6 protein-coding genes are annotated in these 11536 nt (G+C 45.5%); 3 read left to right on the forward strand and 3 right to left on the reverse strand.

The features are described 5' to 3' along the window. Positions 1 to 76 precede the first annotated feature (76 nt). Positions 77 to 1261: an aldo/keto reductase gene (locus QUB08_RS15640; RefSeq protein ID WP_445300922.1), complete on the reverse strand. Its 1185-nt coding sequence runs from the start codon at positions 1259 to 1261 to the stop codon at positions 77 to 79. Here QUB08_RS15640 and QUB08_RS15645 point away from each other — a divergent pair. Next, positions 1221 to 1415 (forward strand): hypothetical protein, encoded by a 195-nt coding sequence (locus tag QUB08_RS15645; protein WP_333225580.1) that lies wholly within the window; start codon positions 1221 to 1223, stop codon positions 1413 to 1415. The two genes, QUB08_RS15640 and QUB08_RS15645, sit on opposite strands and share 41 nt — an antisense overlap. A gap of 162 nt (positions 1416 to 1577) precedes the next feature. Here the strand turns inward: QUB08_RS15645 and rpiA are convergent, their stop codons facing one another. Then, positions 1578 to 2294: a ribose-5-phosphate isomerase RpiA gene (gene rpiA / locus QUB08_RS15650; protein WP_333225581.1), complete on the reverse strand. Its 717-nt coding sequence runs from the start codon at positions 2292 to 2294 to the stop codon at positions 1578 to 1580. A gap of 214 nt (positions 2295 to 2508) precedes the next feature. Here rpiA and QUB08_RS15655 point away from each other — a divergent pair, with 214 nt between their 5' ends. Together QUB08_RS15655 and QUB08_RS15660 are read left to right on the forward strand one after the other, a co-directional pair. Then, positions 2509 to 3306, forward strand: a complete 798-nt coding sequence (locus QUB08_RS15655; RefSeq protein ID WP_333225582.1) for a hypothetical protein — start codon at positions 2509 to 2511, stop codon at positions 3304 to 3306. 17 nt (positions 3307 to 3323) lie between these two features. After that, positions 3324 to 6959 (forward strand): tetratricopeptide repeat protein, encoded by a 3636-nt coding sequence (locus QUB08_RS15660; protein ID WP_445300923.1) that lies wholly within the window; start codon positions 3324 to 3326, stop codon positions 6957 to 6959. A gap of 232 nt (positions 6960 to 7191) precedes the next feature. Here QUB08_RS15660 and QUB08_RS15665 read toward each other — a convergent pair whose 3' ends face one another. Continuing rightward, positions 7192 to 11145 carry a PAS domain S-box protein gene (locus tag QUB08_RS15665; RefSeq protein ID WP_333225583.1) on the reverse strand — a complete coding sequence of 1318 codons (3954 nt, stop codon included), beginning with the start codon at positions 11143 to 11145 and terminating at the stop codon, positions 7192 to 7194. Positions 11146 to 11536 lie beyond the last annotated feature (391 nt).

Consider the following 11536-nt stretch of genomic DNA (forward strand, 5'->3'; position numbering starts at 1 on the left):
ATTGTATGCGCGTAACTAACTCACGTGCTCCGGTTCACTAATCCGGTTTCTGTCTCGAAACCGGGTTTTTTTTTGATTATTCTTGGGACAAGCGCTGGATGGCTTCGCCTCCAAAAAGCCGATCGGCTGCTTGGAGAATACCGGGAATTTTAGCAGCCTGGGGACTGTGCGCTAGACAGCGGCGCAAGTCTAATTCATCGAGGCGATCGGCTTTTTGGCCTGGGAACCAGTGGCTGGCATTACCTAAAAGGTTGTAGCGCATCTTGCAATAGTCGATCGTATCGTAAGCCTGCGCCAAATTCCACAGCCACAGAATCACATAAATATTGATACCTCCGGGAGTATTTTCGATAGTTGGTAAACCGACGTGCCAAGTCTTAAACCAATCTTCTCCTAATTTATCAATTGCTGCTTTTTCTAACTTTTCTAATATCGGAGGCAAAATTTTATCGGCTGTATCTAACAATTCTACAGCTTTCAGATGCTCGTTAAAATCTTCAGGTTTGGCGGCCCCCAAACTCAAAGTGTGTACTTGCGGATGCGACAAACAAAACAAATCATTAAACACCATCGGACTCAACGGATAGCACAAATCTACCAATTTTTGCGGCGGGCTGTAAAGTTGACCGCCTTTGTCAGAAGGACTGATAATAAAAACGCCCATATCGTGACGTTTAGCAGCTTCAATAGCCGGCCAATTAATTTGATTGATGTAGTACCAGTGCAAGTTAAGATAATCAAATTGATTAGTTTCAATTGTTTTGACAATCACATCCGTAGGGCCGTGAGTTGAGAAACCAATAAACTTAACTTTCCCTTCTGCTTGCAACTTTCTCGCCACATCCATGCAGCCGCCCGGACGAATAGACTCCTCTAGCAATTCCCATGTATTAATGCCATGTAGCGACAGTAAATCCACGTATTCCAGTTGCAAATAAGCTAAGGATTTTTCAAAGTCTTCGCGGAAGTCTTGGGAGTTCGGTTTGGGGCTAACTTTCGTTTGCACTATCAAGTTTTCGCGGGGAAAATTAGGGAAAATCCACCCCAATTGCATTTCGGAAGTGCCGTAACCGCGAGCAGTTTCTATGTGATTGATGCCGCATTCAACCGAGTAGCTAATCGTCGCTTCTAGATTTTGTTGATTGTCTGGGGGGATTTCATTGGCTGGCACGTCTTGCCATTTGTACTGATATCTCATGCCACCGCAGGAAAAGACGGGCATGGATAATTCTGTGCGACCGAATCTGCGATATTGCATCATAATCAAAGTCAAAGCTATAGAAGAAGGAAGAAGGAAGAAGGAAGAAGAGAGAAGGAAGGAGGAAGAAGGGAGAAGGAAGAAGGAAGATGTAACAATCGCAGTGGTTTCACTGATTAATAACTTCTTAATAGTCTTGGCGGTTGCTAGAGGGTAAGAAACCTTGTTTTTGGTATTTTTGCTGGTGGTAAATCCCATATTCCAGCATTCTCTTGAACAGGCAAGATGCCTGTTCCACAAAGAGTTTTTTTAGCATTCTCCTGAACAGGCAAGATGCCTGTTCCACAAAGAGTTTTTGAGCACGAGTGGGCAGTTTTGACTATTTAGAAATCTCCCGGACTACTGGTTTTCCGTCTTGGATTTCGCCGACTAAAACCAAATCTGTACAGTCTACAAACAAACCATTTTCTAACACACCGGGAATGTTATTTAAGATTTTTTCCATTTCTCCGGGGTTGGCAATGTCATCAAATTTAACATCGATTACCATATTACCTTGATCGGTAATTACTGGCCCTGCTTTTTTCACGCCCATGCGGAGTTCTGGTTTGCCACCCAATTTTTCAATGGCGCGCATCACTGGTGTTAATGCCATCGGTATAACTTCGATGGGTACGCGAAAAGTCGAACCCAATTTATCTACCATTTTGGAACTGTCAACTACTACAATAAACTGAGTGGCGAGGTAATCGACTACTTTTTCGCGGGTGTGGGCGGCGCCGCCACCTTTAATTAAGTTGAGGTGGGGATCTACTTCGTCAGCGCCGTCAATAGCAACATCTATTCTGTCAATTTCATCTAGTGTTGTCAGCGGTACTCCGTACTGTTTGGCTAACACTTCTGATTGAAAAGATGTCGGCACTCCTTTGATATCTTTGAGTTCACCTGATTTTATGCGATCGCCCAACGCTTGAATAGTATAAGCTGTAGTTGACCCGGTGCCGAGTCCGACAATCATACCAGATTTTACGCGATCGGCTGCTGCAAAGCCGACTTGCTGTTTCATCAATTTTACGGGATCTTGTTCTGTGGTCATGTTCGGTACTCCTTAATAGTTTTAAGATTATACCATTTATTATGGATTTATTTAACCGCAGAGAGCGCAGAGAACGCAGAGAGGAAGAAGAAGAAGAGAGGGAACTCGCTAATTATTTCAATTGGGAACTTCTCTCTTTTTTCTCTGCGCCCTCTGCGTCCTCTGCGGTTAAATAAAAAAAATCTAGTTCACCAATCGGTGGATAATTGCCACAATGAAAATCGGCTTTCTCGATACCTACAGTTGGGATTACAATATTGAAACTCCTTACTGCAAACCTTTGGGCGGCACTCAGTCGGCTATTTGTTACTTAGCTGAGGCGTTGGCTGCACAGGGAAACGAGGTATTTTTGCTCAACAATACTTCCGAGTCTGGGATGTGGCGCGGCGTTGATTGCAGGCGCAGGGTGGGGGACAAATCTAATTTAGAATTGCTGCGATCGCTGGATTTTTTAGTTATAGTCAATATAGTCGGCAAAGCGCTGGAAATCAAACCGCTTTTGGGGCATCGAACTAAGTTAATTTTGTGGATTCATAACGAACCGGGCTTTGTATTCCTCCAAGATTTCAATAATCAGGGAGAAATAAATGCTTGCGATGCCTTTGTATTTGTCAGCGACTGGCAACGCGAGCAATTTCACCGGCGCTTTGGGATTGACTCTAATCGCAGTTGTGTTTTAAGAAATGCGATCGCACCTTGTTTTGCTAACATTTTCGGCGATAATATTTGTATCCTCTCTCATAAATCTCGACCGCCCATTCTAGCTTACACCAGCACTCCATTTCGCGGACTCGATATTTTGTTAAAAGTCTTTCCCGCAATTCCTCAAGTTGTCCCCGGAACCAGATTAAACGTATTTTCAAGCATAAAAGTACACCAACTAAACGACAATGATAACCAGTTTTTTTCGGTCAACTTTACCGCCAGTGCCAGCAAACAGAAGGCATCGAATATGTCGGTTCCGCACCCCAACCCGAACTCATCCGGCAACTGCGTTCCGTCGCGGTTTTAGCTTACCCGAATACCTATTTGGAAGCGTCATCTATTGCCGTGATGGAGGCGATGGCCTGCGGTTGCCGGATTGTGACGAGTGAATTGGCAGCGTTGCCGGAAACAACTGCTGGATTTGCCCGTCTAGTTTCAATGTCAGGGGTGGAAAATTTTGCATCGATAACTAATTGGAAGCGGGCGGGCAAACCAGATTGGGAGGGATATACAAGGCGGTTTTTAGAGGCGATAGTCGGAGTTTTAAATGAGGATACGGGTGCGGGCGGCGCAACTGCTGAAAATCATCTGAGACAGCAGGTAGAATATATAAATCGAGGGTGTACTTGGTCGGTGCGTTCCCGAAAGTGGGTAGAATGGCTGAATAGTATTAGTGTAAAACCTGTAAGAGTGGCAGAGCAAATGATCGGGAATTCTTTAGTAGGTTTAGAGGCAGTGAGAGATTATTTTCAAAAGGGAAATTGGCGGAAAGATCGGGGTGATCTCGGTGGCGCCATCGAGAACTATCAGAAAGCTTTAGAGTTTAATCCAGGAGATGCAGAAGTTCATAAAAAGTTGGCGGAAGTTTATGTTTTGCAAGGAGAATTTGAAAAGGCGATCGCCTCTTGTAATGTCGCTCTTCAATTTCAACCCACTTTTGCTCCTGCTTACTTGACAATGGGCAATGCTTTGCACAGTCAAAACAAGCTGGAAATGGCCATTCAAGCTTACTTGCAAGCTTTAAAAATTCAGCCAGAATTTGCCGAAGCTAGCGCGAATCTCGGCAGTATGTATTACAAGTTAGGGCAATTGGAACAGGCGGGAAATTATTACCAAAAAGCTCTCGCCATTAATCCTCAATTGTGTTCGGTCAATATGATGCTTGCCAGCGTTTTGCAGCAGCAAGGAAAGTTAGATGCAGCAATTACTTGCTATCAAAAAGTGCTGCAACTGCAACCGGGAGATGCCAGCGCTGCTGAGAAACTATCGAGTTTGATAGAACAAAAAGAGCGGGAAACTACCGACAGCAACTTTATCGAATTAGAAACAAAATCAGGCGAAGCGCAACCAGTATCTGTCAACAAAGATGAAGGCTACGGCTTGCAGCCTTCGAGCATCAATTTGCCGCCCGCGCCCACCACTGAGACTTTAAATACTCCGTTTACCAACCCCGCCGAACTTTCCGAACAAGTTACCTCGCTCAATGTTCCAGATAGCGGACAAGTTGCCAATTTTCAAGAAGTAGAACCGTACAAAAAACTGGCAGAACAGTTTTTAGTTCAAGGTAAAATTAAAGAGGCGATCGCAGCTTGTCAGCAAGCGCTAAAAATTCGACCGGATTTCATCTATGCTTACGTCACTTTAGGCAATGCCTTGCAAGCAGGAGGCAAAACTGAAGCTGCCATTCGTTCATATTCTCAAGCCCTAGAATTGCAGCCAAATTTTGCGGAAGTGCGCGCCAATATCGGCAGTATGTATTTCAAAATGGGGCGTTTGGAAGAAGCGATCGCCCATTACCAGCAAGCCATTGCCCTCAATCCAGATTTAGCGGGAGCTCACTGGAACTTAGGGAAAGTATATCAGAAACACGGCAACATCGAAGCAGCGATCGCCTGTTTTAAAAGAACATCCGAACTCAACCCGCAGCTAGTCGGTGCAGACTTCCACTTTAACTTAGGTAATCGACTTTTGGGCCAAGGAAAGCGCGAGGAAGCCATCGAAAGCTACGAAAAAGCGATCGCCATTAAACCGGATTGGGCCGAAGCTTACGGTAACATCGGCAGCGCGCGATCGCAACAAGGCAATCTCGACGCCGCCATCGCTTACTATCAGAAAGCTGTAGCTTTAAAGCCACATTTAGAAGTTTTGCACTTCAATATAGCCAATTCTTTTTTACAGCAAAACAAGTACGACGAAGCAATTACTAATTATCAAAATACTCTCAAAATCAAGCCCGACTGGCCGGAAGTTCACGCTAACCTCGGCAGTTGTTTTTCCATGCAGGGGCGACTGGAAGAAGCCCTAGCCAGCTATCAGCAAGCTTTGGCATTAAAACCGAATTGGGCAGAGGTTTACTGCCGGATGGGACACATTCAAAAACAAGATAAGCCGTTGGAGGCGATCGCCAATTTTGAAAAGGCGATCCAATGCAACCCCAAATTTAGCGAAGCCTACCAACAATTGTGCGACTTGCTAAGCCATTCCACCAACCTCGCCGGAGCCCGCAGCGTAGCCGACAAATACTGCGAAAACTGCGGCGAAAATGCCCCAGTCATGTCAGCTACAGCCTACGTCTTTTCCTACCTGCAATCAGGTGTTAGCAAACAGGCTATTCAGAAACTCGAAGAAATCGAACAACTCTGCTACGAAAAGGTCGAAATCTTTAGCGTAATCGAACTAAAACTGCTCTACGAAATCTTCTTGTTTGCAGTTTCTCACCTGCGAGACAACCGCGAAAAAAATGCCAGTTTCTACAGACTCATTGCCAAAGAATACTACCAAAAAGCAGTTCCTAAGCGCCAAGAGATTAACAGAAGCAACCTAGCAAATTACCAAACAAAAGAACAGCGTTCTTTAAAAATAGGCTTCCTTTCCAAACACTTCCGCCGCCACTCAGTAGGCTGGTGCAGCGAAGCTTTAATTCGCGAATTAAGCCACATCACCCCCCACGTTCACCTTTACGTCACCGGGAAACTCCACCGAGATGAAGTTACGCAGCGGTTTGAAGACATGGCGGGCAAGTTTTACTGGCCTAAAAAATATCCAAACGGCTTTGCTGATGGCGGCGAAATCTTCGCCGAAGTAGCGCAAGACAACTTGGATGTTTTGATCGATTTAGACTCGATGACAGTCCCAACAAATGTCGAAGTGCTGTATCAATATCCTGCGGGAATTTGCGTTTCTTGGCTAGGATTCGACGCACCCTACATTTCAGATAATCACTACTTTCTGTGCGACGAACACACTCACCCCCCTGGTGTTGAAAAAAATTACTTAGAACAGTTAGTAAGATTGCCTGCAGGTTCGGTAGCAATTGGCGCACTGCAAAGCATTCCTGTGAATCGAGAGGCGATTAGGAATGCTCTCGGAATTGGCTTAGATCAGATGACTTATCTGTGCGTTGCGCCAGGGAGAAAAACGAATCCAGAAATGGTACGAGCTCAAGTTACAATTCTGAAGGAAGTACCAGATAGTGTGTTAATCCGCAAAGGTCAAGGCGACCCCGATGTTATTCACAGCACTTACCGCGAAGAATGCCAAATTCAGGGAGTAGATTTTGGTCGGATTAAGTTTATAGGGCAAACCAGAAGTGAAGAAGAACACCGGGCTATTTATTATGTAGCCGACGTGCTTTTAGATTCCTATCCTTACAACGGGGGGACTCACAATTTAGAGGCTTTGTGGGCGAATTTGCCAGTGGTAACTCGATCCGGCGACCAATATCTTTCGCGCATGGGTTACGCTTTTCTGAAAAGTGCAAATCTTGATGTTGGTGCGGCGTGGAGTTGGGAGGAATACACGCAGTGGGGAGTTAAGTTTGGCCGCGATGCGGGTTTCAGAAATGCGGTGAAAGAGCATTTAGTAAAATCTAAGCAGCCAGAACATCTCGCACCTTTGTGGAATCCTAAAAAGTTGGCTGAGGATATGTATGGGGTGTTTCAGAAACTGTTAGCTAAATAGGTTAGTCAGTTGTCAGTTGTCATTAGAAGGAAAAATTTCTGCATCTCTCACTCTTCCCATCTTTGTGTGAAGTGTTGTAACAATCTTCGTGGAAATGCGTAAAAATTCCGCGCCGAGTCTGATAGATAAATAGCTGATTCATAGTGTCGCGATCGCACTAACTTTATGCCAGTTAGGGCGATCGTTTTTTTAGTAAGCTGATGACAACTGTCAACTGACTAATGACTAATGACTAATGACTGCTGACTACTCGATCGCGCCCGCCAGACTTAGCTTGATACAATGCCTTATCCGCAGCTTCAATCAACATTTTCGGGGAATTTTGACTTGGCGAAACTGCCGCAACTCCCAAGCTGAGAGTCACAGAATCACTGACAACAGACTTGATGTGGGGAATAGCCAAGGCTTTGACGCGGCTGCGGATTCCCTCCGCAACCGCCTGTGCAGCCACGACATCCGTATTTGGCAAAATTACCCCAAATTCCTCGCCGCCGTACCTAGCAGCCAAATAGAGGCGTTCTGCGGGTGCGTTTGTGCAAGCATCCCCGATCGCCCGCGCCACTTGCTGCAAACAAGCATCCCCGGCTTGGTGGCCGTAATTGTCGTTGTAAAGTTTAAAACAGTCAATGTCGCACATAATCAAAGATAGCGGTTCCGAAGAGCTCGACTGCTCCCATTCTCGGTTGATCACCTCGTCAAATCGGCGACGGTTAGCTAGTTGAGTCAGACTGTCCAAATTCGCCAACCCGTCCAACCGCTGGTTGGCCGCAGCTAGCTGCTGGTAAAGTAAAGATTGTTCGATCGCGATCGCCACTTGAGTACCCAACTGACTCAGCAAATCCACATCAAACTTCTGCCACTGGCGGGGTGCCGAACAGTGGTGGGCAATCAGCAAACCCCACAACTTCGGCACTTGACAAGAACTATTACCTTCCCTCGGTTCTATTCCCTGCTGAACAATCGGCACTACCAAATTTGCCTTCACCTGACACGTCTCCAAAAAATTCAGGTGACACTCAGTCAAATTAGAAGCATGAATATTCTCTACGGCACGAATGCGGCCCTTTAAATACTGTCCGATGTAAGTATTGGCAAAACAGCAATCCTCAATTCCCATCCCCTTGAGTGGCATCCATCCTTCTCCAACCGACTCCACCACCACATCTCCGTTCCAGTCGGGTCGGAAGCGGAAAACCAGCACGCGATCGGTTGCCAAAAACTCCCGCACTTCCGCTACTGTAGTGTTGAGAATATCTTGGAGATCCAGAGAAGAACGGATGCGCGATTGAATCTGCCCGATCAGGCGTTCCCGTTCTATTTGTTGCCGCAGCGCGACTTGGGCTTGCTTACTTTGAGTAATGTCCCGACCTTCCGGCAGCAACAATACTATTTTGCCAGTTTCATCCGCGACCGGTTTGAGAGAAAAATCAACAGTTGCCGTCCGATTTACACCTTGAACTTCCACTTCATAGCGGACAAATTCACCTTTTGCCGATCGAGAAATCGCCTCTTGCAACTGTTCCTGAACTTCCTCAGCATCTCCCCACCAAGGCAATAGCCAAAACGGTTTATTTGCCACATCCCGTAGCTTAATTCCCGCAAAATCCAGAGAAGTTTGGTTAGCTTCCAGCAGAGTGCCGTCCGGTTTCAATAAGCTCACAAATTGGAAAGAAGAATCAAAAATTGCCCGAAAGCGCCTTTGAGAATCTCCCAACATTGCCGTCACCTTTTCGCGAGAGGTAATATCGCGGAAGCGCCACACCCTGCCAATAATATTTTGTCCGACTCGAATCGGCTGCGTGTAGCGCTCAAAAGTGCGGCCGTCTTTAAATTCTAGAATATCGCAACCTTCCGACTCCGCATCGCTATAAAATTCTTTAACTCTCTGCAAAAAAGCCCTCGGATCTTTCACTTGCTTAGTGAGAAATGCCAGCCGCACCGTTCTATCCATTGAGTTTCTAACTTCTTCATAAATTCCCCACATTTGAACTAACTTTTCGTTATAACTAATCATTTCTCCGGCGGTAGTAACGGCGAGAATGCCGTCTGCCGTTGCTTCCAAGGTAGCGTGCAGCAGAGACCGCGATCGCTCTAATTCTGCTGCGGTCAATTTGCGTTCCGTGAGGTCTCGGACTGCTTTTACCTGTACTAAACGACCTTCCCAAAATACGAATTTACTACGAACATCAGCAGGAAAAGCAGTTCCATCTCGCTTAAGAAAAATAGTTTCACAGACTGTATTGCTGGCTGCAGAAATCATTTGCGGCGCCTGTTTGTATGATTTCGGCGACAGTAGTTCCAGCAAGCTCATTCCCACCATTTCCGCAGGTTCGTAACCGAAAAGTTGGGCAAAATTACTGCTGACGCTCAAAATTGTGTCGCGGTCAGCCACGGCAACTGCTTCAAAATAAGCTTCGCATTCGAGCAAGCGGGATGCTGAGAGGCTGCTGCCATTTTCGCCAGAGGAGTAGCTGTTGTTAATTAGCTGTTGCAATTGCGTATTTGCCGAGTACAAAGCGGTCATAGCTTGCCTGTACATAGCAGTACGTTTTTCGACTTTTTCTGCGAGGCGATCGCGATATTCTCGCAGTTCTTTTTCGACTCTAATTAAATCAGTAATATCTACTGCAAACACGATTACACCAGCGACTTTACCTGTTTCATCGCGGTAAGGTATTTTATCTGTCCGCACCCAGCATTTTTGACCCGAAACTGTTGGTAGCAGTTCGACTTGCCCCTGTTTGGGAACGCCGGAATTTATTACTTCCAAATCTTCTAAATAATATTGCTCTGCTTCGTCTGGATAGATTTCATAAAAAGATTTACCTTCTAATTGAGCTGCGGGCAAACCTCTCGATGCAGCGGCGGCTTGATTAATTCGCAGCAGGCGACTTTCGGTATCTTTGAGCCAAATCATCGCCGGCACGGAATCAAAAATAATTTGCTGTTCTTGTTGCTGCAGGCGTAGTTCGGCTTCTGCTTGTTTTCTTTTAATTATTTCTTTTTGCAGTTTTTGGTTAGCTTTTTTGAGTTCAGCAGTGCGTCTTTCTACTCTTTCTTCTAGTTGATCGTAGTATTGGGTCAGCAAGTTTTGCTGCTGTTCGTGCCGCAGTGCTTCTAATTTTAACTGTTCGCTAGCTGACAAACTTGAGGATACAAAATCTGCTAATATTTGGGTAAATTCGTGTTCTTCTTCCGTCCAATCACCGTCGGAACCCTGGCGTTCGGCGCTGACTATTCCCGCCATTTTACCTGCTAGCACAATCGGTACGTTTAACAGGGAAGTAGTGCCCCGATCGAGCAAATAAAGACCGACAAGTTCTCGCGTTCTGGGGTCATTTTCTGCTGCCACAGTAGCGATCACACTTGCAGATTTTAAAGCTTGAAAATATGCCGGACAGTCGGCTGCTGTGATAATTATTTGTACAGAATGGAGTTTAGTATTTTGTTCGTAAAGGTCTATGCAGTGAAGCTGCGTTTTGTCTTCGCCATACAGCCAAATACTGGCTCGATCGCACTTGACAATACTGACAGCGGTTTCTGTTACTTCGCGGATCAAGCCTTCTATATTGTGGCGTTCTTTAAGTTGACTTTTGGCTAATTTTGCGATCGCTAAAGTTGGACTGCGCCAATTTCCTCTCTGGTTGGGCGACGTGGGTAACTGCGAAGCCGCCTTAATTTCTTCGCAAACTAACAGTACAGCCGGCCGTTGGAAATTGGCAATTGAGCGACCGTTGGTATTTTCCTCTATTTTCCAATCTACCGCCGGCATTGGGCGCGCGGTTGCTTTTACCCTAATAATCTTGCCGTCTTTGCAAGTCAAGCAGCCTTCCCAACAGGCAATTTTTGGAGTGGGCGTACCGTTTTCCGGCTGGGCCAATCCGGCAAATTCTGCCTGCATTTTGCCTTGCTCTTGGCAATAAAATATGTTAAAGATTGAATGACAAATTAATTCCTGCGATTTGTAGGCAAGGCGAGACGCGCCGAATTGATTGAGCGAAAAAACTCTTCCCAAAGCGTCTAGAACGAAGTAAATGCCCGGAAAATTCTCGTAGATATTTCCATACCAATCTTGTTCGACTTGTTGGCTGCACGAAAGTTTTGCTGTCGCGAACTCGCCGTCGGTGTCGATCAAGTGAGAATAGTTGGTTTCGGGGTTGCTTGAATTACTTTTTTTAGCAAACACTTTTAGCTTAACTCGACTGTAATTAATTTTACTTTCTGGAATTTAACTTTTTTGTGAAACTAAACTAAACCTGTTGTTTGAAAAAAGTTACAAGTTGTAACAAAAATACCACTTGTCCAGCGTGCTGGTTTTCGCTTCCCCATCCAACCACTGTGTTTGTTTGTAGCTGGTACACGGTCTGCCGACGATATTTCCCGCTAGTTGTAATGCCAGGAGGTTTAGCTGCAATTACCCAGGCTGTACTTTTAGCATCCTAGACAGTAAAAAAAATCGGCAATCAATAGTTTTAAGTATATATGATAACACTCAAATACCTAGAGAGGCAGTCCAGTAGAAGATATTGACAAAAAGTACAGTTTCTGCTGATGCTGATTTATAAGTAAACGCGATA

It is taken from the genome of Microcoleus sp. BR0-C5, assembly GCF_036705045.1.
In the GTDB taxonomy this organism is placed as follows: Bacteria; Cyanobacteriota; Cyanobacteriia; order Cyanobacteriales; family Microcoleaceae; genus Microcoleus.

Excerpts from the sequence above, each read along its gene's own strand:
- QUB08_RS15645 (WP_333225580.1), top strand. The coding sequence starts at position 1,221 with ATGGATAATTCTGTGCGACCGAATCTGCGATATTGCATCATAATCAAA.
- QUB08_RS15640 (WP_445300922.1), bottom strand. The coding sequence starts at position 1,261 with ATGATGCAATATCGCAGATTCGGTCGCACAGAATTATCCATGCCCGTC.
- rpiA (WP_333225581.1), bottom strand. The coding sequence starts at position 2,294 with ATGACCACAGAACAAGATCCCGTAAAATTGATGAAACAGCAAGTCGGC.
- QUB08_RS15655 (WP_333225582.1), top strand. The coding sequence starts at position 2,509 with ATGAAAATCGGCTTTCTCGATACCTACAGTTGGGATTACAATATTGAA.